This is a genomic window from Mesorhizobium sp. M0207, assembly GCF_040321995.1.
GTDB lineage: Bacteria > Pseudomonadota > Alphaproteobacteria > Rhizobiales > Rhizobiaceae > Mesorhizobium.
Window position 1 is genome coordinate 15011 of record NZ_JAMYSQ010000038.1, and the last position, 23864, is coordinate 38874.

The following is a 23864-nucleotide window of genomic DNA, read 5'->3' on the forward strand; positions in this document are numbered from 1 at the left end:
CGACATGAATCGCACCAAGCTCATCATCGCTCTCGCTCTTCTTTTGGCAACGCAAACGGCTGCAAAACCGGATCCCCGCATCGCGAGATTCTGTGGTCCTGACCATGTCAACGAGGTTGCCTCAGACGACGTCCGTCCCAACCCCGGCGGTTATTGTGTCGCCAGCCTTAAGTCGATGGATAACCGGGCCATGTTCACCGCCATCGCTGTCACACTCCTTCTGACCAACCAGGGGGAGCTAATCAGGCTCCCCGACGTGAAACCCATGACCTCCATGGCGGAGTGCAGAGCTTGGACCCATCAACAGGAGTTCATGCGCGTACTCCCCGGCTATCTCGCCACCTTCCATTACTGCGACAACGCATCAGAACCATGATTTTGCAAGGCCTGGCTGTTCACGCTCGGATCGAAGGATGGCACCACTCCTGCCGGGACCAAGGTCGTCGAGATCGGGCCTGTTCCGCCGATCAGTGCGAGCGAGTATTTGCTGCGCGTCAACGGCCCGGTGGAGCGACGGTGCCAAGACGCCGATCCATACACATCCGGGACCGGAGGCCTTCTATGTCCTGGGCGGCAAGCTCGGCCAAAGAACGCCCCCCGGAGTGAGCTATGCCGAAGCCGGCACGACCATGGTCGGACACGGGGTCGACATGCCGATGGAGGTGTTCAGCGCCGGCACAACCGCTCTTGATGAGCTGGCCATCTTCATGGTGGACGCCAATCGGCCGTTCTCGTCGCCGGCCAGCCTCGACTGAGGCGACGTTTCGCGGGGTGGCGCGCATGTTTGGTACGAGCTGAGGCGGCACCCCAGCGAAGATCCGCAAGATTCGGGAAATTTGGATTTTCGCTTACACGCATCATCGAAGCCGTCGGGCGGCACTGGGGCGCGGCGCTATCCGCATCTCAGCCGCAGCTCGCGCTGGCTCCCGGATCATATCGAGTCCGGCGGGACAAGAAAACAGTTCTCATGCTCTTGGGTCGGATGGAGGCATATATGATAGTCGCCGTCCTGCGACGGAATCTCATCACCATATGGGATGAAATATCGCTGTTGCCGCGTGATCTTCCGATGATCCCCGGCCCTCAGGATCACAACCCAGCCACCGAGACGAACATGAACCGCGCCGTTTGGGATTCGCTGACACTCGCCATGTTCGGCGTCGCCGTGACAGCAGGCCGGCGGATAGCTCCATCCGGACGGGGCATCATGTGCGCTCGAGGGAACCAAGAATCCTGACGACGAAAGGGCCGCAAGGACGACCGCGGCAGGGCTTGGCGCCGCGGCATTCCCTTTTCCGATTGCCGCTTCGGCCACATGTTGAAGCAATTACACGCCTTTATTAGCATTAGCTAACAAAAAGGTGCTGAGGCGTCATCTTATGCACCCGTTCTTGCGTTCCGTTTCGGCATGCTGTCTACCCGGTTCTATCCCGGTTGTGTGTCTCAGTTTGAAATTTCGCGTTCGCTTTCGTTACGCCGTTTCCTGCCTTTGCGTGACAACCGCGTCATCCAGAGGGCAGTGCAACATCACGACCGATGCGGAATCCGTCAAAGCGGTGCGAAACTTCGTAGGAGCAAGGTCTTCGCGAGTGCCGGGCAGGGGATATTTGTCACCACCGCCTCTCGTTCTCGAAAGTAGAGCGAGCGCTACCGAGGAAGGCCCGAGAGACGAACTCAAGGCTGCATCTGGAGCTGATCGACGGAGAGCGGTTGCTTGAGATGCTTTACACAACCAACGCGCCGAAGCCTGCCCTGCCTCGGCCGCAGGTCAAACTCGACCAGAAATGGCGGGACGTCCATGGCCCGGGCCATTCTCGCACTCGAATTTTACTGATTACATGAGCGGATGGCCCCGTTGGGGGAGCCGCAGACGCGCTCGGCCGAAAGTGTCTGCATTTGGTCTGAGATCGATCGGGTCGAAGCCAATTTCCACCTGCTGCGCTTCACGCTATTGCAAGACATTCAAATTTGAGCTTCCGCACTCATGCTTTGTCGAGAGTATCTCCGTAGGTTTTAGCCGTTCTGAATCGCCGTCGGCGACGATGACGACGAAATAGGAGAACGCAATGGCTCGCAATCACGTTGAACGTCTTGGAGAGTTTAGGGAAATCTTGGTCGCGACGCGGCGCGAAGGAGTCCGTAACGTGCACCATACTCGCGACGCAATGCGGGCAAGTGGCTTTCAGATCGGGGACAGCGACGGCTCCAGCTACGGAGCCGAGCTGAAGGTGCTCCAAGAGGAAATTGAGGCAGTCGATCGCGCCATCGAAGACGAGAAGCGGTTGGCCCTGGCCCTCGAGAGCGCGGCTCAATCCCGCCGACCGACTAAACCGAGAATCGTGAAGGGAACATAGAGTCAGGTAAGGCCCTTGGCGCCCGTCGCGTCGATCGCCTTCGGTACAGTGTCGGGCTCGTCGCCGCCGTGGCGCAGCGCCCTAAAAGCGGACGTTTCGCTTTCGGCCCCTAGCGCAACGCAGAGCATCTGCTCGGCAAAAATCGCTCCTGTGAACTCCGACGTCGCATGCCGGACCAACAGGTTCGGCCAACATCAGGTGTGACGCAGTCCCAACAAACATGCAGTTCAGACAATCGATTACGCGTCTTTGTTGAAGTCGTGCCATGCGGCCGATCCGAAAGGATCGGCCGCATCCGGCATCCTTCACCTTCACTGACTGAAACACGCTTAAAAAAATCGGGGCCCCATGTAGACTAAGTTGCATGGACTAAGTCATGAGGCCCGCAATGCGCACCGTCAATATCCACGAGGCCAAGACGCATCTGTCTCGTCTTGTCGACAGGGCGGCCAAAGGCGAATCCTTCATTATCGCCAAATCCGGCAAGCCGATGGTCAAGGTCGTTGCCATAGACGCACCTGCGGCCGGCGAAATGCGTCGGGTGGGGTTTATGGCCGGGCGGTTTTCAGTTCCGGACGATTTTGATCGCATGGCCGATGACGAAATCGAGAAGCTGTTTGGCGGCCATGCATGAAACTTCTTCTCGAGACCCATCTTCTGCTCTGGGCGGCGGGCGAACCCGAAAAGCTTCCGCGTGCCGGCCTCGCTGAGATCGAGAATGCCGACAACCACTTGACGTTCAGCGCCGCAAGTCTCTGGGAGATTGCCTTTAAACGCGGTCTGGGGCGCCCCGACTTCAGGGTCGATGCGCGTCTTTTACGTCGGGGCCTGATAGACAATGTCTATCATGAGCTGCCAATCACCGGCGAGTATGCCATTGCGGTGGATGGGCTTCCACCCATCCACAAGGACCCTTCGATCGGATCCTGATTGCTCAATCGATTGTGGAAGGCATTACTTTGCTGACCGTCGACGATCTGGTCGCGCAGTATCCTGGGCCCGTCCGTCGTCTCTGATCAAGCTGGGCCCCAAGCCCTTGGTAGGGTAGTCCAGCTATCGCTTCAGACCACCCATGAACGCCTTTACTCGAGCAGAGTCGACTTGGTTCCACCAGACGCCGTCGTGCTTCAGCGCGCTGGCGATGATGACCCCGTCGACAATGGCGAGGATATCCTTGGCATTGTCCGGCGTGACACCGCTGCCGACGAGCGTCGGCAGGCCGGCGGCCTGCTTGATCATGCTTATGTAGCCCAAATCCGCGGCGTGGCCGGTGCGCTGGCCAGTGGCGATGATGGCGTCGGCGTCGAAGAAGACCAGGTCCTTGACCAGTTCCTCCACCGGGCGGTCGGCGACGATGGCGTGTGCGCCGTGCTTGACATGCGCATCGGCGAAAATGCGAATGCCGTTGGCGCGCAGCCTGGCGCGGTAGCGTGCCGCGCGGCCCGATTCGCCTTCGACAAAGCCCTCATTGGCGACGTAGGCATTTGCCCATTGATTGACTCGGACGAAGCCGGCGCCGGCTGCGCTGGCGATCGCCAGGGCCGGGATCGCGGCATTGGCCAGCACATTGATGCCGATCGGCCTGCCGAGTTCGCGGCGGATGCGGTCGGAAACCACCGCCATGTAGGCCGCCGTCTCCGGGCCGATATCATCAGGCCTGGCGAACGGGATGTCGCCATGGTTCTCGACGATGACGCCGTCGCAGCCGCCGTCGAGATAGGCCTTGGCGTCGTCAAGCCCGCGCTGGTAGATCGCCTCGATAGCCTCGCCGTCATAGCGCGGAGCGCCGGGCAGCGGCGCCAGATGAACGACGCCGATCACCACCTTTGTGCGGCCGAAAAGGTCCACGAGCGCGTCGCCGCCGGATTGGCCGAGCTGGGTCATGAGAGCTCCATTTGATCGATGAGCGCCGCCATCTCGGAGGCGGAAGGACAGGATGCCAGCGTGCCCGGCCGTGTCACGGCGATTGCGGCGGCGGCGAGCGCCAGCTTCAGCGCCGAGATGACCGGCATGCCCCGGGCAAGCCCACCGGCCAGACAGCCGCAGAACACATCGCCCGCGCCGCTGGTGTCGAGCGCTTCGACTCGCGGCGCCGGCAAACGAAGCGGCTCTTCATGGCCCGGGCCAAGCAGGAGACAGCCTGCGGCGCCGAGGGTGATGACGACGGTGCCTGCGCCTTTGGCCACCAGCGCGCCAGCGGCTGCTGTCATGTCATCCCGGCCGGTCAAGATTTGCGCTTCGGATTGGTTGACCACCAGAACCTCCGCCAGGCCGAGATCGGGCAGCGAGGCCGTGTCGATCGGGCTGGCGTTGAGAACGGTGCGCGCACCGTTTTCCTTTGCTGCTCTGAGGCAGGCATTGGTCACGGCAGTCCGCAAATTTCCCTGGCAGACGAGGATGTCGCCGGGGGCGATCCAGCGGACAAATGCTGTTTGCGTCACCGGATCGAATGCCTCGCTGCAGGCGACGCCGCTGACAATGAAATTCTCTCCGCCTTTATCGACGACGATGGTCGAGCGGTCGCTCGGCAGCTCGAATTCGATCACCTCAAGGTCTGACAGCTCGCCGTCGAGGCGGCTCCTGATCCACGCGCCAGCGGGGTCCTTGCCGAGCGCCGTCCAGAACGTCACTTCTGCACCAGTCCGTGCTGCTGCGACCGCCTGGTTGGCGCCCTTGCCGCCGAGCCCGTCGGCATAGCTCACGGCATTCAAAGTCTCGCCCGCGGCAGGGAAGCGGCCGACGCGAAACACGGTATCGACGCAGGCATTGCCGACGACGTGGACATGCATGGCTCAGCTCTCACCGGTCGCCCAGCCAAGCATCTGTTCGAACAGGGTCTTGTAGCCTGGCCAGGCGATGAATTGCGGCGGAAGCCAATGCGGCCCGACATCGGATGTCCAGGCTACGGTGCGGCCCTTGCCGTAACGGCCGGTGACAAGCAGCGGCAGCGAGCCATAATCCGACGACACACTGGCCAGGACCTCGGCCCCGTCCTTCAGCGTCACCTCGTTAAAACCGAGCAGGATCGGCCAGTCCGAGCCGAGGCCCCTGAGGATGGGATGGCTCGACCCTGGTTTTGGCACGGGCGCAAAACCTTCGGGAACCTCGACGCGGTCGTCGTAGGCCAGGCAATTCACCGGCAGCACGTCCTCGACCGGGGTCTTGCGGTAGCGCGCGCCGCCATTGATGCCCTGGAAGCTGTAGTAACCGCCGAACATCAATAGACCGCCGCCGCCGCTGACGTAATCGCGGAGCAGGCGCAGGCGGTTCGGCGTCGGCTTGGAGTGGACCCAGGTGTCGGGATGCAGCAGCAGCGTGTTGGCGCCGATGTCGGAGAGCACGACCGCGTCATAGGCCGACAGCGCCTCCATGGTCTGTGGAAAGCCGCGCTGCGCCTCATGCGCCGGCATGAACGTGACGTCGAAGTCGGTCGCCTTCAGCGCGCCCAGCAACTCGTCTGCGCCGGTGTGGTAGGTAACGGTCGGAAACTGGTCGAAACCCTTGATATGGGTCGCGGTCGACACCCAGGATTCGCCGGCAAGCAGGATCTTCTTCTTGGACATTTGAACTCCAGTGTAATTCCAGGCCGCTTAGAGCCGCGCGAATACGCTTTTCGGATTGGCGATCAGCATGCGGTCGATGGCCGGCTGCTCGACGCCATGGCGTTTCAGGCGCGGTATGAAATGCTTCAGGATATAGCCATAGCCGAAGCCACCGAAGCGCGTCAGCATGATCTTGAGGAACACATCCTGCGACAACAGCAGGCGGTCGCCGAAGCCCGCCTCGACAAGGGCGGCGATGGCGCGTGCGTTCTCTTCGTCGGAGGGCGATTGCGCGTCCTGGTCGGCATAATAATAGTCCATGCCGATCATGTCGTATTCGAGGAACGCGCCGCGCCGGGCGAGGCTTTTCTGGTAGTCGGGATCGTCGTGGCTCGGGTTCATGTGGCAGAGCACGGTGTGGCGAAGATCGGCGCCCTCGGCCTCGACGACATCGAGCACGTCGTGCGCGAGCCGCTCCCAGCCAGGCAGATGGATCGACAGCGGCACGCCGGTTATGCGCGAGGCGCGCGCCGAAGCTCGCAGCGACTTTCGTTCCTCGGCGGTGAAATCCTTGCTGACGCCGACCTCGCCGATCAGCCCGGCCATGATCGGCGGCTGCGTCTCGCCGCCGCCGACATCGTTGACGATGAACTCGGTCACGGCATCCACATCCATCGCCTTCAGCCATTCGGGATGGGTGTGCTCGAGATAGAAGCCGGTGCCCATGACGATCTTCAGGCCGGACATGCGGCTGATGCGAGCGAGCTTTTCGGGGGCGCGGCCGATGCCGATATTGGTGGCATCGACGACGGTGTGGCCGCCCAGCGCGCGATAGCGCTGCAGCTCAGACAGCGCCAGGTCGGCGTCGTCGAGCGAGACGTTGTCGCGGTTGACGTAAGGGTTCATGCGCAACTCGCCGATGATCTCGATGTTCACCGGCTGCTCGGCGATCGCCATGTCGTCGGGATGGCAGGGGCATTTCCAGCTGCGCGCGCCATCGAGCAAGATGTGCTCGTGCATCAGCGTGATGCCCATGTCGTCGACCGGAACTGGGCCGAGCACGGTCATCACATGGCCTGTTTCGACCCCGATCGCCAGCCGCTGGCCCGGCACTGCGTCATCGAACAGACCGCTCATCGGCTCAACGGCTCCGCACGGCGCCGCGAAACAGGCGGAAGTTCAGCCAGATGGCGATCAGGATGATCGTTCCGGTGACTATCGGCGTCAGGAAAGGCGACAGATGCGCCAGGATCAGGCCGTTGCCGATGACGGCCACGGTCAGCGCGCCGAGCACCGTGCCGATGATCGTTCCGCGGCCGCCGAACAGGCTGGTGCCGCCGAGCACGACGGCGGCGATGACTTCCAGCTCGAAACCCTGGCCGGCATTCGAAGATCCCGATCCAAGCCGGGCAGCAATGATGATCCCGGCAAGGGCTGCCGCGGTGGCGGAAATCACATAGACGAAGAGCGTCGTCTGCCGCGTGTTGACGCCGGCGCGCCGCACCGCCTCGGCATTGGCGCCGATGCCGGTGACATAGCGGCCGAATGGCGTCTCGTTGAAGGCGAGATAGGCGATGGCCAGGATCGCCAGCGCGATCAGCGCCGGCACCGGCACGCCAAGAAACCAGGCGCGGCCCAGCACGGTGAAAGCGCTTCCGGGCTCGATCGGGATGGAATAGCCGCCGGTGATCAGCAGCGCCACGCCACGGATCACCGAAAGCCCGGCAAGCGTGACGATGAAGGACGGGATGCCCTCATAGGCAATGAAATAGCCCTGCACCGCCCCAAGCAGGGCACCGAGCGCCAACATGGCGAGGATAACGACTGGCCACGGCAGGCCAAACTGCAAAAGCGTCGCCGACAGCGTCGCCACCAGCGCCAGCACGGAGCCGACCGAAAGATCGATGCCGCCAGTGGTGATGACGAAAGTCATTGCCGCGGCGACGATCAGCAGCGGCGCCGACTGCCGCAGGATGTTCAACAGATTGGGCGATGTCAGAAACGCGTCGGTCGCAACCGAGAAGATGATGCAGACGACCAGAAAGAACAGCGCGATCGAGACGACGCTGCCATTGGCGAGCAGCGCATCGCGCCAGGTGCCCTTGCGTACTCGTGAGGGCTGGGCGGTGTGGATCGCGTCGCTCATGCCGGCGCTCCACCGCGATAGCCATTGGTGGCGGAACGCGCACTGAACTTGCGGCCGACGATCAGATTGACCACGTCTTCGATATTGGTCTCGCCGATCAGCCGCTCGGCGACATTGCGCCCTTCATACATGACCTGGATGCGATCGCAGACGAGGAACAGATCCTGCAGCCGGTGGGTGATCAGGATGACGCTGACACCGCGCGCACTGACCGCGCGGATCAGTTCGAGCACCGCCTCGACTTCGGCCACGGCAAGCGCTGCCGTCGGCTCGTCCATGATCAGCACGGCCGGCTCGAACGAGGCGGCGCGGCCGATCGCGATCGACTGGCGCTGCCCGCCGGAGAGGTTTTCGACCTTGAGCCGCGTGTCGGCAATGACGATGCCGAGCCGATCGAGCATCTGGCGCGTCTCGTCATGCATGCGCTTCTTGTCGAGAAAGGAAATGCCTGCGATGCGGCGGCGCGGCTCGCGGCCAAGAAACAGATTGCCGGCAACATCGACCGTGTCGCACAGCGACAGGTCCTGGTAGACCATCTCGACGCGCGCCGCACGTGCGTCCGCCGGGGAGCTGAAGATCATCGGCTTGCCGTCGATCTCGATGGTGCCGGCGTCGGGAACCACTGCCCCCGACAGCACCTTGCTCAATGTCGACTTGCCGGCGCCATTGTCGCCGACCAGCCCCAGCACCTCGCCCGGCTTCAGCGTCAGCGACACGTCATCGAGCGTCTGGATGGCGTTGTAGCGCTTTGAGATGCCGCTCATCCGCACCCGATAGGTCTGGCCACTGCTCATCTGGAATTCCACGCGATTGCAAGGGATCCGCGGCGCAGCCTCGGGCGGCGCCGCGGCTCGGTCGCCGACGCAGTTTACTTGAACATCGCGCGATATTGGTCGACATTCTTCTTGGTCACGATCGTCACCGGGATATTGATGATCGGGTCGATTTTCTCGCCCTTCTTGATCTTGCCCAGCGCTTCGACCGCGGCCTTGCCTTCGCCGGCCGGATCCTGCTGCACGACCGCCACCACCCAGCCGTCATCGATGCCCTGAACGGCCTGCTTGGTCAGGTCCCAGCCGAACACCTTGACGTCGCCGGTGCGGCCCTGGCTGGTCACCGCCGAAACGGCGCCGAGCAAGGCCGGCTCTCCGGTCGCATAGAGCGAGTTCATGTCCGGATTGGCCGTCATCAGGTTTTCCGAAGCGCTCAACGCGGTCTCCTGAACGTTCTGGCCGTCGACTGTGTCGAGGAAGGTGACGCCCTGGCCGCTTTCGGTCACCGCCTTCTTGAAGCCGTCGAGCCGCTGGTTCTGGATGAATGAATTGAGTGCGCCGACGATGCCGATCTTGGCCTTGCCGGCCATATCGGTCTTCACATAGTCGGCGTAGAATTTGCCGATGTCCTCGCCGGCTTTGGTGTTGTCGACGCCGATGAACGAAATATTGTCGCCGTCGGGGATCTGCGCGTCGATGGCTATGACGGGAATGCCGGCCGCCTTGGCTGCAGTGATCGCCGGCTTGACGCCGTTGACGTCGATGGCGACCAGAATGATGCCGTCGACTTTCTGCGTGATGTAGTTCTCGATCGCGTCGTTCTGCGCGCTCGGCACATTGTTGGCGTTGAAAATGACCAGCTTGGCGCCAGCGGCGTCGGCAGCCTTTTGCGCGCCCTCGTTGATCTGGTTGAAGAACAGGGCCTGCTGGTTGATGTTGACGAGAGCGAACGTATCGGCAAGCGCCGATCCCATGGCTGCCGAGCCCATGGCAATGGCGGCGGCACAGCCGGCGAGAAGTTTGAACAGACGCATTTCGGTTCCCCTTGCTTGCGGACCAGACCTCGGCTGGTCCCGTTGGTGCTACAGGCACGAGGCAAGCATTCAAGAGACTTGAATATTTGTCAATCCAAATGAACGCACAGCGTTGCTCAGAAAGTCGCCGGCGTGTTGACCCAGAAAATGCTAGCGCGTTCCTCGCCGATATTGCGGTAATGATGCGGCAGCTCCGACCTGAACACGAAGGCATCACCCGTGGCGAGAGCATGGCTCTTGCCGTCGACGATCAGTTCGATCCGCCCGGCGAGCACGTAGCCGACTTCCTCGCCGGCATGCTGGATCGGACCTTCGCTCGAGCCCTCTGCCTCGATGTGATGGATGTTGCATTGTAAGAGGTGGCCAGGCGAATACGGGATGATGCGTTCGAGCGAAATTCCTTCGCCACGCCGTAGCGCGTCGAGCGCGATCAAAGGCCTTGCGCCCGCCCGGAATACGATCGCCTCGTCGTCGTCGACTTGCTCGAACATCCAGCCGATGTTGGTGTCGAGAACCTCGACCAGGCGGTGAAGCATGGGCAGGGACGGCGAAGCCTTGCCGTTCTCGATCTTGGACAGCAGGCTTTCCGAGCAATTCGCAGCCGCGGCCAGCGTCTTCAGCGTCATGCCGCGTGTCTGGCGGGCGAGGCGCAGCCGAGTTCCAAGTCTTGCGGCATTTACGGTGGCGTCCGTTTCTGATTCTGGCCGCCGTCGATCGATTTTGTTCATCTGTTCGCCAACCATTCAACGGTCAAGGGCAACTATCGCGCGAGCAAAAGACCTCGGCTGACGATTTGCAAGTGCTGATGCGTCAAATTCGAGACTGCAGCCGTAGCTGCCTCATCCGGCGAATGCCGCTCCCGCATGAACCGTGCTGATGATCCCGCGCCAGTTATCCCCTATCGCTTGGCTGTCCATCGTGGTCGAAATCGCCAGCCGTTACCGCGTTTGCGTTATGTGGCGAGTGGACTTGGAACGACAATGCGGGCAAGGCGGGCCACGCAGCCAATCTACACAACCACGGCCGCGCCGACACGATCTGTCACCGAATTGCGGAGCGCGCCCAGAAGTCACCCGCGGCAGCGCCCCATGGAGTTACGCCCAGGGGCGTAGGCTCTCGATAGCCGCGATGTATCCAATGAAATCCCTGGGGCAGTCGCGCACCGCTTAAGCTTCGGCAATTTTGAAGAAAGTCCAACAGAATTAATGGACTAGCACCTTGCTTATGTAAGTTGCGGAAGTGACGCGCGGTTAATGCTTTAGAAGTATAGACACATCGACACGAGGTGCGAAGAAGCAACGCCAATACAGCTGGTTGGTTACAACATATTTATTTTCGCAGATATGGTATTGCCCGTCCGGGGATTCCTGTACCCGGTCCCGTGGGATGGTGAAATTATGCGGCAAATAAGTGTACCCGCCGTCCACCCTGGACCGCACCGAAGACCGGGGTATGGCGCGGCAATCTGAACCGCCGCAGCACTTGAATTTGGTCTGGGGGTCAATCTTGTCTTCGTACCAATCATGGGCGTTAGCGGCTGTTGCGGCGGCGATACACATCGCCGTGAAGATGAGCCTTCGCATGGCATTCCTCAAGTATCTGGCAGGCGCTGCTCGTTGGGGCTTCCATGTATATTAGCGTTCCATTGAAAATACCATTGGCCTCCGACCGACTTAACGCAGCTCCAGCAACCGACGCTCGCAACGGAAGACCGCATTGGGTCACGTCAGGACGACACTTGCGCCGACCAACGGTCAGCTCTTGTCGCTCCGCGTTGGAAACCCGACCGTTTGCTCTGCGCCAATGTCGGCCGTAGACGTCGGTCTTGTCATTGCCCGGAAGCAGACGTCGCCCAAAGCGGGAGCGATCGTGGTTGTGCGACATCTCGAGCACAGACTAGCTATAGTGGAGCGTTACGGCGACCCAGCAGCAGAGCGATGCCCAACGCCGGAAGCGTCGCCGTCGCGACGACGAGGAAGACGAATTGCAGGCCGGCCGACGCGGCGACCAAGCCGAGCGCCGGGCTGCCGAAGCCGAGCGCCACGTCGAGGAAGACGGTGTAGAGTCCCATGGCCAGGCCGCGGCTGCGTTGCGGAAGACGGCCTACGGCCTCGGCACCGAAACCGGGATATACCAGCGAGTAGCCAAGGCCAGTCAGGCCCGCTCCGATGGCGGCGAGAACAGGCCCGGGCGCAAGCCAGGTCAGCATCAGCCCTGCCGCCTCGACCGCCACGAAGATCACAGCGACGCGCGCGCCCCCCAACCTGTCAGGCAGGTGGCCGAAGCACAGCCTTGCCGCGATCAGCGACGCGGCATAAGCGGTGAAGGGAAGCCAGACCGGCTGCCAGCCGCGTTCGGCAAAGAGCAGCGCGCCAAAGGACAGGATCGCGCCATAGCCAAGGCTGCTGAAAGCAGCTCCGACGCCGGGAAGCCAGACCGCTTGCGCCACGCTCGTCCATGACTGTCGCGCGGCGCTCGCGGCGAGGCTGGTGCCACGCATAGGCAGGATGGCAAGCAGCGTCGCAAGCGGCAGGCCGACCGTCGCGAGTGCGATCGCGGCGAAGCCGCTCGCCGCATAAAGCGCAGATCCGATCGGCGCGCCTAGCGCGAGCGCCGCGAACATCGCCGTGCCCACCCAGGCTATGACCTTTCCGGAGTTCTGTCCGCCCGCAAGGGAAAGGCCCCAGGCGACGCCGCCGGTGATGATGAAGCTCTCAGACGCGCCCAGTACCGCCCGGCCGGCGAAGAGCGCCGATGCGGACGCTACGGGCCGGTCGAGCAATGCCAGCGAGCCGACGTAAATGAACCCCGCCAGGGCAGCGGCAATGAGGCCGACGACGACGGCCCGCTTGCCGCCGCGCCCATCGGCATAGTTTCCAGCCCCAATGCGCGACAGCATCGAGGCGACGAACTGGCTGCCCGTCACCAGCCCGACTGCGAAGGGGCCGAAGCCGAGCTGCTGGTGAAGATGCAGCGGCAGGACGGGTAGCGCCAAGCCGATCAGGAGGAAGCCGGCGAAGACAGCCGCCATGATTGGCGCCAGTTCCGCTGTCGCGCCATTTCGGTCTGAAGTCCGCGCCATTGTGGCCATCGATGACAGGTTGACAGTCGGGCTGTTCCGATCAGTAACGTTCGTAGGTTACGCGCCAGCCTTCGGCCGGATTGTCCGGGGTGAGGACCAGTTTGTTGCCCAAGACTTCGAATTTGCGTTTCATGCTCTTACCGACAAGGTTGCGGACCAGGGAGGACTCGATCGTGATGACGAAGGTCTTGTCCTGGTCGTCGATGGCGACCGGGCCGTAATAGGCTTCGTAGCCATTCGCTGTATAAGGCGTGTCCGGCGCCTTGGCGTCGGGGTTCTGGGCCTGCACCGAGAGGGTGCCGGCCTCGATGAAGATGACCTGGCCGGAATATGGCACGGGCTTGAGGTTTCCATCGGCACCGGCCTCGAGCGACCTCATGCGCCATGCGCCAATGATCGGGGACTCTTGCGAGAAAGCCGGCGTGATAACTGAAAGCGCAAGGGCGGCTATCTTCAATCTCATCGTCATATGCGTTGTTCCTTTTCTGATTGTTGTGGGTGCGGACAGGCCGTCCGTCCAATCTTCGCTCACACCGAAAGCATGACCTTGATGGCGCGCCGCTCGTCCATGGCGCGGTAGCCTTCAGCGACCTCGACCAACGGCAGCTTGAGGTCGAAGACCTTGCCGGGCTTGATCCTGCCCTTGAGCACACGGTCCATAAGGTCGGGCAGGAAGCGGCGCACCGGCGCGGGGCCGCCCAGCATGCGCTTCTGGCCGAAGAATAGTTTTTGGCCGTCGAAGCTCACGCCGTGCGGCACGCCGACATAGCCGATGGTGCCGCCGGGGCGAGAGCAGGCCAGCGCCTGGTCGAAGGATTCCGCCGTGCCGACGCATTCCAGCACCGAGTCCGCGCCGACGTCCTTGGTGAGCTCTTTGATCCGGGCCACACCTTCCTCGCCGCGCTCGGCGACGATGTCGGTGGCGCCGAACTCGCGAGCGAGTTTCTGGCGGCTGGCGTGCCGGCTCATGGCGATGATGCGCTCGGCGCCCATCTCCTTGGCCGCAAGCACGCCCATCAGGCCGACCGCACCGTCGCCGACCACCACCACCGTCGATCCTTCTCGGACCTCGGCTGCGTCGGCCGCATACCAGCCGGTGCCGAGCACATCGGACACAGCCAGCAGGTCAGGGATGAGTTCGGCCGGCGGCACCTCGGCGGTGGCGACCAGTGTGCCATCCGCCAACGGCACGCGGGCGTAAGGCGCCTGCGCGCCCGACATGAACTCGCGCTGCACACAGCACGACTGGAAGCCGAAGCGGCAATGCGGGCAGGTATTGTCGGAGAGGCAGAACGAGCCGACGACGAACTGGCCGGGACGGACCGTGCGCACCTCTGCGCCGACCTCGACGACGATGCCACAATATTCGTGGCCCATATGCATAGGGCCGTCGACCGGCTGCAGCCCGCGATAGGGCCACAGATCCGAGCCGCAGATGCAGCTTGCCGAGAGCTTGATGATGGCGTCCGTTGGCCGCATGATTTTCGGATCGGCGATTTCCTCGCAGCGGATGTCGCCCGGTTTGTAAAGAAGGGTTGCGAGCATTTTGGTTCCTTTTCGAGTGGAGAAGATCAAGCGCCGTAGTCGGCGTCGCTGACATGTTCCAGCCAGTCCACGACCTTGCCGTCCTTGACCTCCTGAAGGGCGATGTGGGTCATGGCGGTCTGAGGCGACGCGCCGTGCCAGTGCTTTTCGCCGGGCGCGAACCAGACGACGTCGCCCGGACGGATTTCCTCGACCGGGCCACCCTCGCGCTGCACGCGACCAAGGCCGGAGACGACGATCAGCGTCTGGCCGAGCGGATGCGTGTGCCAGGCGGTGCGGGCGCCGGGCTCGAAGGTCACCTGTGCGCCTTGAACCCGCCCGGCATCGAAGGGATTGAAGAGCGGATCGATCCGCACCGTTCCGGTGAACCAGTCAGCCGGCCCCTTGGCGGAAGGCCTTGTGCCTGCGCGAAGAATGTCCATGGTGATCTCCTTTGTGTCCTCAAATGCGTTCGATGCGAAGCGGGAACTCGCCGCGAAGGTGCAGGGCCTGCTCGCCCTCGTCGAAGCGGCCGAGCCTGATCAGCCCGGGATGTCGGTAGTCGGCGTAGAACATGGCCAGGTTGCCCCAAGGCATGAAATAGCACAGGTCATAAGGCTGCTCGTTGGCGAACGGACCGCTTCCCTCCTCAGTCAGCTTGCGCGGCAGATAGGCGATCTTCTCGTTATGCGCGTAGTCCTCGATCTTGAGGTCGAGCGGCAGCATGGAGAAGAAGTCGCGCGCCGACGGATTGTCGTAGAGCGTGGCGGTCATGGTGCGGCCGTTGAAAATCATCCTGATCTTCATGTCAGTGGGCTCCTGGCTGACTGGGGCTTCGCCTTCTTGGCTGGCGGCTGCGCGAGGCAGGGCCGCCACCGCGAGCGCGGCGCCGAGCAATGTGCGGCGGCTGAGCGGCGCACGCTCCATGGTCATGGCAAAGACCTCCGGGCCATATGCGATGCGGCAAAGGCGGCGAGCGCCGATCCGCAGAGCAGCACCGCGCCTAGAGCGAACGCTCCCCACCAGCCGACCGCATCGAAGAGCGTGCCGCCGATCGCGGCGCCGCCTGTAATGGCGAGCTGGATGACGGCTACCTGCAGCCCGCCGCCGGCCTCCGCGTCGTCCGGCAACGTGCGGCTGAGCCAGGTGCCCCAGCCAACGGGCGCGGCCGTGCCGAAGAAGCCCCAGGCGACGAGCAGCGGCGCTGCAGGAATTGGCATCGTACCGAAGGCGATGAGCGCTACGGCCAGCGCGGCCATGACCAGCGGGATGACGATGAGGACGCTAAACAGGCGCGTGCGCAAAAGCCGGCCTATGCAGAGGGTGCCGAGCACCCCGGCCAGCCCCATCGCCAGCAGGATCGCCGAAAGCTCGGCGATGTCGAGCCGGGTGACGCTCTCGAGGAAGGGCCGCAGATAGGTGAAGAGCGCGAACTGGCCCATGAACAGCATCATGATCGACGCCATGCCGGTGGCGACAGGAAGACGGCCGAGCAGCGCCAGCGGATTGCCTGGACGCTTCCTCCGGCGCGGGGGCAGCGCCGGCAGGCTTATCCACTGCCAGACCAGCGCTACGAGCCCAAACGGCACGACGAGGAAGAAAGCGCCGCGCCAGCCGACATAGGCGCCAAGAAAACTGCCCAGCGGCGCGGCGAGCGTGGCCGCAATGGCATTGCCAGCGTTTAGCATGGCGAGACCCTTCGGAACCATGTCTTGCGGCACGAGGCGCATGACGATCGCGGTCGACATCGACCAGAACCCGCCGATCGCAATGCCGAGTAGCGCCCGGCCGACCATGAGGAACGCGTAGTTCGGCGCGAAGGTGACAGCCAGCCCGGACACGATCAGGAGAAGGGTAAAGCCGGTCACGACCAGTCGGCGGTCGATCCGGCGCGTGAGGCCGGCGACCAGCAGGCTGGTCACGACGGCGAAAGCGCCCGAAATCGAGATCGCCTGTCCCGTGCGGCCCTCGGTGATGCCGAGATCGGCCGCTAGCGGCGACAGCAGGCTGACCGGCATGAATTCCGACGCGATGAGCACGAAAACACACAGCGCCATCGACAACACCGCGCCCCATGCGGCGCGGTCTTCGACAAGCCTTGTGTCGTAGGTCGTCTCCATAATTGGCATCCTTGCAAGGCGACTGGGGCGGATCAGCCGCCCATCCCCGTCGCCATGCCGGAAGATATTGCAGAGGAACCCATTCTATTAGACCAAGTAATTCGCATGGACTTATCTGCTCATGATATAAATGTCCGATCGGAGGTGCCCTATGCAGCGCGATGGCATGAAGGATCTGCTCTGGTTCGTGGCGGTCGCGCGGGAGCGCAGCTTCACCAAGGCGGCGGCCAAGCTCGGAACCTCGCAGTCGACCCTGAGTTCGACAATCAAGGAGCTTGAAGCTCGTCTTGGCGTCCGCCTGCTGACGCGTACGACGCGGAGCGTCGCACCGACCGAGGCCGGCGAGCGACTTTTCCAATCTCTTGTTCCCCGCTTCGAGGAAATCGAAGCCGACCTCGCAAGCCTGGTGGCCTTTCGCGACAAACCCTCCGGAACGGTCCGTCTCACGCTGTCCGACCATGCGCTCCAGACGACCGTCTGGCCGAAGCTGCAGCCCTTGCTCGGCGACTATCCTGACGTGTGCGTCGAGCTCTACAGCGACAACGGCATGAAGAACATTGTGGAGGAGCGCTTCGACGCAGGCGTGCGGCTTGGTGAGAGCATCGACAGGGATATGATCGCAGTGCGCATCGGGCCGGATTGGCGGCTCGTCGCCGTGGCTTCGCCGGAGTACTTTTCCCGCCATCCGGTTCCGACCGCACCCCAGGATCTGGTCGATCATGACTGCATTAATATGCGGCAGGCGACGTTCGGCGGATTATATGCCTGGGAATTCGCCAGGGATGGCCGCGACCTTCGCGTGCGGGTGGAGGGCCAACTCACCTTCAATTCGTCCATTCCCATGATCGAGGCTGCAATAAGCGGTTTCGGGATCGCCTATGTCCCGGAAAACCTCGTCAGCCAGCACATCGCCAAGGGATGCCTTAGGCTCGTGCTTGACGACTGGAGTCCGCCGTTTGCGGGCTATCACCTCTACTACCCGAGCAGGCGACAGCTCTCGCCTGCGATGGCGGTGATCGTTGAGGCGCTCCGCCATCGCATCTGACGGGAGGTCGGGCAGTTTGCGTCTCAGCGCCGCAAGAACCGATTTGGCTGCCTCGGGGTCGTCCAGAGTGATCACCAGGGCCTTTGCACAGTCAATTTTCGCGGCGGCCACCATCTCCTCCTGCGAAGCGTTGCCGAAAAAGACCGGTAGACGTTCTTTCCGGGACCGCTCTACATTTTTGGCGTCGAGGTCGACTGCAACCCACCTGTATCCACGCTCGTCGAGCAATCTGCCGATCACCCGGTCTACCCGCCCGAACCCGGCAATGACGAATGTCCGGACACGGCGGACTGAAGCAACGCAGCATTTTCCACTTTGAGGCGAAGTAATTCTCAATTATGGTCCGCCAGGCTTTTGGCATGAGGGGGAATATTGCCGATGGTTTTATCACGCAGGGGTGTCGTGCTCGGCGGCCTGGCGCTGGTCGCGGTGGGTGCAACCAGCAATATTGCTCAAGCCGCGGCGGCAAAATCCTTTTTCGCCGGTACCGCCAGCGACAACAATTTTGTGTATCGCAAGACCAACTTCGCCAAGATCGACAAGAGATGGCACCGCCAGATCGTCAAGTATTTCAGTAGCGAGCCGGTCGGCACCGTCGTGGTCGATACCCGCCACCATTTCCTCTACGTCATCATGGAAAACAAGACCGCCATCCGCTACGGCGTCGGCGTCGGCAAGGACGGCTTCAAATGGTACGGCCGCGCGACGATCGACCGCCGCGCGCTGTGGCCGGACTGGGTCCCGCCTCCCGAAATGCGCAAGCGCAGGCCGGAGCTACCGGACATGATCGCAGGCGGCGCGTCCAACAATCCGCTCGGGCCGCGCGCGCTCTATCTGCACCGCGACGGCGCCGACACTGGCTACCGCCTGCATGGCACGCTGGAGCCATGGAGCATCGGCACTGACGCTTCCAGCGGCTGCATCCGCATGTTCCCGGAAGACATCATCGACCTCTACCAGCGCTGCCCGATCGGCACCGCGGTGCAGGTCCTGCCGCACATCGCCGACCAGGCACCCGCTTCCACCACTGTCGAATGATTGGCGCCTCATGAACCGCATCATTGAAAACACGCGCCGGCTGCTCGCCGCCGGCCTGCTCGTGCTGGCCGCATCCTGCTCGACCAGCAACACGCTGGCCCCTCCCACACCCGACGTCACCAACACCGAGGTTGCCGGCTTCCAGAACGTGCAGCCGGGCAGCGAGGAGGATTTTATCCTCAATGTCGGCCGCCGCACCTATTTCACGCAAGGTTCGGCCGCGCTCGATTCTGTCGCCAAGGCCACCCTCGACACCCAGATCGCCTGGCTAGCAAAGCATCCGCGCTGGCTGCTCAAGCTGCAGGGTTTCGCCGACGACCCCGGCGCAAGTGAAATGGCGCTGTCGCAGCAGCGCGCCGATGCGGTGATGGACTACCTCGCCGCCGGCGGCATAGACCGCAACCGCATGTGGGCCAAGGGCTACGGCAAGGACAGGCTCGTTCGCGAGTGCCCCGACACCGCCTGCAGGTCGCAGAACCGCCGCGTTGTGTCTAATTTGCGCGATGAGAGGGACGAGCCGTAGGGGGCTGCTGTTCTGCTTGTGACCCGAAGCAGAGTCTCGCACGCGACGGCGGTATGGCTGCTTTGCGCCGCAATGTCGGCCATAGAGGCGAACTTTGCCTCCCCCGGAAGCAGACACTGCAATTGACCGCGCTGAAGGTCGTGATCGCGCCAGAGCCTGCAAAGGCACAACTCGGCACACGAGGGCGAACATTCCGCTGCGGAAACAACTTGAAGAAACGCTTCGCGACCCATAGCATGCCGCGCCATGGTGAAATCTGAGGTCAGTGAGATCGGTCGGGTTTTTGAGCCAGTGCAAGGTAGGGAGGATAATAATTATGGCTTCCGAAGTACAGGCAAACAACGGTGTTAACGTAGAGGCGCTGCTCGGCGCACGCGAAGCGCTCACCAACGCCCCGGAGGCAGCGCAGTTCAAGTGGCGCGCGGCCTGCGAATGGAAGGATGGCACCCACAGCCACTCGTCGGTCGAGAGCTTCTACGGTCTCGGCGAGGATCAGCATCGCAAGACCACCTTCACATTCGACGCAGACCATCCGGAGGTCTTCGCTTCCCAGGACAAGGGCGCCACGCCCGTCGAATACGTGCTGGTCGGACTGGCGAGTTGCCTGACCGCCGGCATCGCCGCGGTTGCCCAGAACCGGAACATCCAGTTGAAGTCGGTGAAGGCGACCATCGAAGGCGACATGGATCTCGCCGGAATTCTCGGCATCGACAGCGACGTGCGCAACGGCTTCAGCGGCATCACGGTGAAATACAACATCGACGCCGACGCAAAGCGCGAGGACATCGAGGCTATCGTCGCTCAGTCGCAGAAGCGGTCGGCGGTCTATGACATTGTCACCAATCCGACGAACGTCACGGTCGTGGTGAATTGAAAGGCGCTTCGAACCGTAGACTCTCCTGATGAGAGGGTGCGATTAGTTCCGTCACCACAGCGATCGTCGGCGCGGGGCACGCGGGGCTCGCGATGAGCCGCTGCCTCGCGGAGCGCTCTATCGACCATGTGCTGCTGGAGCGCGGCGAGATCGCCCATACCTGGCGCACCGAGCGATGGGATTCACTGCGGCTGCTCACCCCGAACTGGCAGAGCCGGCTGCCGGGCTTTCGCTATGACGGCGACGATCCCGACGGCTACCGGACGATGCCTGAGGTGATCGACTTCCTCGGGAACTATGCCAAGGCGATCTCGGCTCCGGTCAGAACCCACACGACCGTCACCTCGGTTCGCAGCGACGGGGCGGGATATCTTGTGCGCACGGACCGCGGCGAGTGGCGGTGTCGGACCGTCGTGCTGGCGTCGGGCGCGTGCAACATCGCGCGCCTGCCCGACGTCGCCAGCCGCGTGCCGCCGTCGGTCGCCATGCTGACGGCACAGTCCTACCGCAATCCGGGTCAGGTCGCCGACGGTGGCGTGATGGTGGTGGGCGCGTCGTCGAGCGGCACCCAGATCGCACAGGAGCTGCAGCGTTCGGGGCGTCAAGTGACCCTGTCGGTGGGCGAGCACATCCGGGCGCCCCGCGTATATCGCGGCAAGGACCTGGAATGGTGGATGGACGCCGCCGGCGTGCTCGACGAGCGTTACGACGAGGTGGACGACATCAGGCGGGCGCGACGGGTTCCTTCGCTACAGCTTGCCGGCACGCCCGACCGCATCACCCTCGACCTCAATGCGCTCGACGACCTCGGCGTCCGGCTCATCGGTCGTCTTGCCGGCATCACCGAAGACGGCAAGGCCCAGTTTGCGGGGTCGTTGCGCAACATGTGCGCGCTTTCCGATCTCAAGATGGCCCGGCTGCTCGACCTCATCGACGAATGGGCGCGCGCCAACGGCCTGGACGCTACGGTCGGGCCGCCGGATCGCCCGCCGCCGACCCGTGTCGAGGACAACCCGCCGCTCGGCCTCGATCTTGCCGGAGGCGCTATCAGGACGATCATCTGGGCCACCGGCTACCGGCCGGACTACTCCTGGCTGGAACTGCCGGTCCTCGACCGCAAGGGCCACGTCCGTCACGACGGCGGTGTAGCGGAACATCCGGGCCTGTACCTGATGGGGACGCAGTTTCTGCGCCGCCGCAAGTCTGCTCTAATCGACGGCGCTGGCGACGACGCGCGTGATCTCAGCGATCATCTGGCATCGTACCTCGGGCAAAATTCAATCTGATAGCAGAATCAACGTCTGAGACTCCAGAGGGAACAGGTTGGTTGCCGCGACAACCCCGAATTCTGCGCCCCTGCAGTCATATTCCCAAATGCAGCTTTGGCTTCCAGAAGGGGCGGAACAACTCAATCTTTGGACAGCGGTTCATCACCACTTTCAAGCCCGCTTTCTCCGCCAACTGGGCGGCAGCGTCATCGCGCACCCCAATCTGACCCCACAGAACCTTGGCGTTGATTGCGATGGCCTCCTGTGCAACTTCCAACAGATCTTCGGAGCGGCGAAAAACCTCAACCATATCCACAGGCCGGTCGATGGCCGCTAGTGACGCGTACACCTTAAGCCCTCGAATCTCATCCAGACCGGGACTGGGGTTGACCGGGATCATGTCGTAGCCGATTTCGTGCAGCACCCTGAGTACCCCATAGGAAAATTTAGTTTTATCGGGGCTGGCCCCAACCATCGCGATGGTTTTGACCGATTTCAGAATGTCTTGCAGATAAGCCTCCGAATAGGGCTCATCATGATTCATATGGGTCATTTCTTTGCTTCCAACGGGGTCGCAATATCGGCTTTCAATTCATGAGCGGCCAGCGGGTCAAGGAAGGGGTTGCGATAGAGCTTGTCGTGGCTCTCAACGCCGACCTCCAGCGTGCAGTCGCTCAAAGGGCGGGCGACGCAGAGGATTATATAGCCATTGTTGATCTGGCGGTTGTTCAGCGCCCGCTGCGCTTTTTGATCGACTTTGCCGCTGATTATTTTGGCCGCACAGGTTATGCAGCCGCCATACTTGCACCCATACGGCAGATCCACGCCCTGCTCGCGCAAGCTTTGCAAGAGGGGCTTGCGGTGATCGACGTCAAAGGCCGCACCGCCTTGATTGGCGAGAATGATGGTGAAGCAGGTCATACCCAGATGTCACTCGTGCAATCACCCCCGGGATAACGGGTTTCGTGGCAGCGGCTTGGTCCATTTGGTTCCTTACCAAAATCAACAACGAATAGCGGATCGATTTCCATGCCGCCGTTTTCCGTATTGCAATTGACCATCAGCATGCATCCGCCATTGGTGCGGATTTCCGGATAGAACTGATTATCCCACGTCGAGAAGAGTGAGGTCGTCACATAAAGGCGCTTGCCGTCGAGGCTGAGCTGTATCATCTGAGGCCCGCCAGTCACTTTCACGCCATTGACCTCAGGCGCACGGCCGAGAAGTCCGCCCATCCACACTTGTCCGGTAAGCTTGGCGTTGTGAGGGTCCGAGATGTCGTACTGACGAATGTCGCCATGCAACCAGTTGCACAGATAGAGGTATCTATCGTCCATGCTGAGCAGAATAACCGAGATCACGCCCGGTATTGGTATCGGCCATGCGGGATGCGGCTCATTGCCGACATCGACAATTTTTTCCCATTGCCAGTCACCCGCCGCGTTCTTCCACCAATGGATGATATTTGCAGAAAGGGCCGCGCCAACAAAGCCGTGACTGCTGTCGGGGTCATGATGGAATCGCACTTCCAGTGGGATCAAGCCATCTTCACCGAGATAGAATGTTTGCTTTGGCTCCTTCTTTTCAAAATCCCAGAAATGGATCTCTCGGCCATATTTCAGATGACCAACCTCTTCCAGGTCAAAGCCAGGCATGAAGGTATTGGGCGCGGCCCATTCCGAGCTGACCATTACGTTGTGTCGCGGCTGGTACCAGAAATCATAACCAAACTTGATCCTGCCCATGGAATTTTCCCAGCGGCCGACAATCTCGAACTCCTTGCTGAGTTGCAAATAGCCGCCGGGGGCATTGCCCTGGGCGTCACCAAGCATGGAAACGATGATGTCCGAGCCCAGGCAATGCACCGTGTGTGGCGCCGACAGGTTAGTCCTGGCTTTGATTTCAGCGCCGTCTATTACCTTGAACAGTGTCGGGCTGCGCGGATCGGTACCGCAATCGACAATATGCAGATTTGACGAGCGCACACCCGGCACGATCAGATATTTCCGCTCCATGCTCGCATCGCCATGGCACGACGAACAGGCATTCCAGCCCGAGTGATGAAGCTCATCGCCAATACCCGGCATTTGCAAACGCGAAATCACCTGGCTGTAGGTCGAACTCTCCGGGTCGACATCAATCGTGCACAGATAGTCCGGCTTCTGAATGCCCGTGCCGGTGTAGATGGCAATCGTATAGAGCAGCTTTTCGCGAGGTGCCGTCATCGCCTCGGCTGGAGAAGCATAGCCCGGTCCACAGCAATGATTGGTCATGGGTACTTCCCTTTGAACAGATCACTCGCCAGCCCCAAAGGGGCAAGCTGGAATATTAGTGCATGCTTGGCATTGGCGCTATGGCCGGGGAGGCGGAGGCGGCATAATAGGCGCGCCCGACGGGGTTGACAGCCAGATGATCGTGCGCGAACGGCTCGACGATCATCCACCTGCCGTCCGGATTGAGCGAGCTACGAGCATGCGTGACATGGCGTCGAGGCTGCCGATCTCCCCCACAACAACGGTACAACAACGGGGAAGTTGCGCT

General features: G+C 62.1%; 27 protein-coding genes and 2 pseudogenes. 10 read left to right on the forward strand and 19 right to left on the reverse strand.

Going from position 1 to position 23864, the window contains the following annotated elements; translation table 11 throughout:
- Positions 1–4: 4 nt before the first annotated feature.
- The 3 genes from NKJ15_RS30535 (at position 5) to NKJ15_RS30545 (ending at position 2354) form a co-directional block, all read left to right on the forward strand.
- Positions 5–376 (forward strand): hypothetical protein, encoded by a 372-nt coding sequence (locus NKJ15_RS30535; protein WP_352819436.1) that lies wholly within the window; start codon positions 5–7, stop codon positions 374–376.
- A 226-nt stretch (positions 377–602) separates the two neighbouring features.
- Complete coding sequence (locus NKJ15_RS30540) at positions 603–755, forward strand: hypothetical protein (protein WP_352819437.1); 153 nt, start codon at positions 603–605, stop codon at positions 753–755.
- Positions 756–2066: 1311 nt separating this feature from the next.
- Complete coding sequence (locus tag NKJ15_RS30545) at positions 2067–2354, forward strand: hypothetical protein (RefSeq protein ID WP_023679221.1); 288 nt, start codon at positions 2067–2069, stop codon at positions 2352–2354.
- A 2-nt stretch (positions 2355–2356) separates the two neighbouring features.
- Here the strand turns inward: NKJ15_RS30545 and NKJ15_RS30550 are convergent, their stop codons facing one another.
- Positions 2357–2533, reverse strand: a complete 177-nt coding sequence (locus NKJ15_RS30550) for a hypothetical protein (RefSeq protein ID WP_352819439.1) — start codon at positions 2531–2533, stop codon at positions 2357–2359.
- A gap of 209 nt (positions 2534–2742) precedes the next feature.
- On the opposite strand from NKJ15_RS30550, the gene NKJ15_RS30555 reads away from it, so the two are divergent.
- Together NKJ15_RS30555 and NKJ15_RS30560 are read left to right on the forward strand one after the other, a co-directional pair.
- Positions 2743–2988, forward strand: coding sequence for a type II toxin-antitoxin system Phd/YefM family antitoxin (locus tag NKJ15_RS30555; protein WP_352819441.1), 246 nt, complete (start codon positions 2743–2745; stop codon positions 2986–2988).
- Positions 2985–3370, forward strand: a pseudogene (locus NKJ15_RS30560) (type II toxin-antitoxin system VapC family toxin). The gene NKJ15_RS30555 and the pseudogene NKJ15_RS30560 overlap by 4 nt, the downstream one beginning before the upstream one ends.
- A 37-nt stretch (positions 3371–3407) precedes the next feature.
- Here the strand turns inward: NKJ15_RS30560 and NKJ15_RS30565 are convergent.
- The 14 genes from NKJ15_RS30565 to NKJ15_RS30630 all read right to left on the reverse strand — a co-directional run bounded on the left by NKJ15_RS30565 (position 3408) and on the right by NKJ15_RS30630 (position 16575).
- A complete protein-coding gene (locus NKJ15_RS30565) occupies positions 3408–4238 on the reverse strand; it encodes a BtpA/SgcQ family protein (protein WP_352819443.1) in 831 nt (276 codons plus the stop codon).
- Positions 4235–5143, reverse strand: coding sequence for a ribokinase (locus tag NKJ15_RS30570; RefSeq protein WP_352819445.1), 909 nt, complete (start codon positions 5141–5143; stop codon positions 4235–4237). Before NKJ15_RS30570 ends, NKJ15_RS30565 begins: the two co-directional genes overlap by 4 nt.
- A 3-nt stretch (positions 5144–5146) precedes the next feature.
- Positions 5147–5917 carry a glutamine amidotransferase gene (locus NKJ15_RS30575; RefSeq protein WP_352685652.1) on the reverse strand — a complete coding sequence of 257 codons (771 nt, stop codon included), beginning with the start codon at positions 5915–5917 and terminating at the stop codon, positions 5147–5149.
- A 27-nt stretch (positions 5918–5944) separates the two neighbouring features.
- A complete protein-coding gene (locus NKJ15_RS30580; protein WP_352819447.1) occupies positions 5945–7033 on the reverse strand; it encodes a phosphotriesterase family protein in 1089 nt (362 codons plus the stop codon).
- Positions 7034–7037: 4 nt separating this feature from the next.
- A complete protein-coding gene (locus NKJ15_RS30585; RefSeq protein WP_352795809.1) occupies positions 7038–8042 on the reverse strand; it encodes an ABC transporter permease in 1005 nt (334 codons plus the stop codon).
- Positions 8039–8836 carry an ATP-binding cassette domain-containing protein gene (locus tag NKJ15_RS30590; RefSeq protein WP_352775819.1) on the reverse strand — a complete coding sequence of 266 codons (798 nt, stop codon included), beginning with the start codon at positions 8834–8836 and terminating at the stop codon, positions 8039–8041. Before NKJ15_RS30590 ends, NKJ15_RS30585 begins: the two co-directional genes overlap by 4 nt.
- Positions 8837–8910: 74 nt before the next feature.
- Positions 8911–9849: an ABC transporter substrate-binding protein gene (locus NKJ15_RS30595; protein ID WP_352542622.1), complete on the reverse strand. Its 939-nt coding sequence runs from the start codon at positions 9847–9849 to the stop codon at positions 8911–8913.
- 116 nt (positions 9850–9965) lie between these two features.
- On the reverse strand, positions 9966–10577 hold the full coding sequence (locus NKJ15_RS30600) for a cupin domain-containing protein (protein ID WP_023679230.1): 612 nt from the start codon (positions 10575–10577) through the stop codon (positions 9966–9968).
- Positions 10578–11749: 1172 nt separating this feature from the next.
- Positions 11750–12940 (reverse strand): arabinose transporter, encoded by a 1191-nt coding sequence (locus tag NKJ15_RS30605; protein WP_352616220.1) that lies wholly within the window; start codon positions 12938–12940, stop codon positions 11750–11752.
- A gap of 31 nt (positions 12941–12971) precedes the next feature.
- On the reverse strand, positions 12972–13310 hold the full coding sequence (locus NKJ15_RS30610) for a lipocalin-like domain-containing protein (RefSeq protein WP_352819449.1): 339 nt from the start codon (positions 13308–13310) through the stop codon (positions 12972–12974).
- Between the two features lie 149 nt (positions 13311–13459).
- Positions 13460–14476: a zinc-dependent alcohol dehydrogenase family protein gene (locus NKJ15_RS30615; RefSeq protein WP_352819451.1), complete on the reverse strand. Its 1017-nt coding sequence runs from the start codon at positions 14474–14476 to the stop codon at positions 13460–13462.
- 26 nt (positions 14477–14502) lie between these two features.
- Positions 14503–14898 (reverse strand): (R)-mandelonitrile lyase, encoded by a 396-nt coding sequence (locus NKJ15_RS30620; RefSeq protein ID WP_352819453.1) that lies wholly within the window; start codon positions 14896–14898, stop codon positions 14503–14505.
- A 19-nt stretch (positions 14899–14917) separates the two neighbouring features.
- Positions 14918–15388, reverse strand: a complete 471-nt coding sequence (locus tag NKJ15_RS30625) for a cyclophilin-like fold protein (RefSeq protein ID WP_352819455.1) — start codon at positions 15386–15388, stop codon at positions 14918–14920.
- Entirely contained in the window at positions 15385–16575 is a 1191-nt protein-coding gene (locus tag NKJ15_RS30630) for an MFS transporter (RefSeq protein ID WP_352819457.1), read from the reverse strand. Before NKJ15_RS30630 ends, NKJ15_RS30625 begins: the two co-directional genes overlap by 4 nt.
- A 151-nt stretch (positions 16576–16726) precedes the next feature.
- Between NKJ15_RS30630 and NKJ15_RS30635 the strand changes: the two genes are divergently transcribed.
- Complete coding sequence (locus NKJ15_RS30635; protein ID WP_352819459.1) at positions 16727–17620, forward strand: LysR family transcriptional regulator; 894 nt, start codon at positions 16727–16729, stop codon at positions 17618–17620.
- Positions 17621–17632: 12 nt separating this feature from the next.
- Here the strand turns inward: NKJ15_RS30635 and NKJ15_RS30640 are convergent.
- Positions 17633–17956 (reverse strand): annotated as a pseudogene (locus NKJ15_RS30640) (NAD-binding protein); the annotation flags it as partial.
- Between the two features lie 42 nt (positions 17957–17998).
- Between NKJ15_RS30640 and NKJ15_RS30645 the strand changes: the two are divergent.
- The 4 genes from NKJ15_RS30645 (at position 17999) to NKJ15_RS30660 (ending at position 21341) form a co-directional block, all read left to right on the forward strand.
- On the forward strand, positions 17999–18658 hold the full coding sequence (locus NKJ15_RS30645) for a L,D-transpeptidase (RefSeq protein WP_352819460.1): 660 nt from the start codon (positions 17999–18001) through the stop codon (positions 18656–18658).
- A 10-nt stretch (positions 18659–18668) separates the two neighbouring features.
- Entirely contained in the window at positions 18669–19181 is a 513-nt protein-coding gene (locus NKJ15_RS30650) for an OmpA family protein (protein ID WP_352819462.1), read from the forward strand.
- A 316-nt stretch (positions 19182–19497) separates the two neighbouring features.
- Positions 19498–20055, forward strand: coding sequence for an OsmC family protein (locus NKJ15_RS30655; RefSeq protein ID WP_023679231.1), 558 nt, complete (start codon positions 19498–19500; stop codon positions 20053–20055).
- A 62-nt stretch (positions 20056–20117) separates the two neighbouring features.
- Complete coding sequence (locus tag NKJ15_RS30660; protein ID WP_352503449.1) at positions 20118–21341, forward strand: NAD(P)-binding domain-containing protein; 1224 nt, start codon at positions 20118–20120, stop codon at positions 21339–21341.
- 76 nt (positions 21342–21417) lie between these two features.
- Here NKJ15_RS30660 and NKJ15_RS30665 read toward each other — a convergent pair whose 3' ends face one another.
- The 3 genes from NKJ15_RS30665 to NKJ15_RS30675 are packed head-to-tail and all read right to left on the reverse strand — an operon-like array spanning position 21418 to position 23596.
- Entirely contained in the window at positions 21418–21867 is a 450-nt protein-coding gene (locus NKJ15_RS30665; RefSeq protein WP_352771286.1) for a CoA-binding protein, read from the reverse strand.
- Positions 21868–21872: 5 nt separating this feature from the next.
- Entirely contained in the window at positions 21873–22244 is a 372-nt protein-coding gene (locus NKJ15_RS30670; RefSeq protein WP_352474288.1) for a 2Fe-2S iron-sulfur cluster-binding protein, read from the reverse strand.
- Entirely contained in the window at positions 22241–23596 is a 1356-nt protein-coding gene (locus tag NKJ15_RS30675; RefSeq protein ID WP_352819464.1) for a selenium-binding family protein, read from the reverse strand. The genes NKJ15_RS30670 and NKJ15_RS30675 overlap by 4 nt, the downstream gene beginning before the upstream one ends.
- Between the last annotated feature and the right edge of the window lie 268 nt (positions 23597–23864).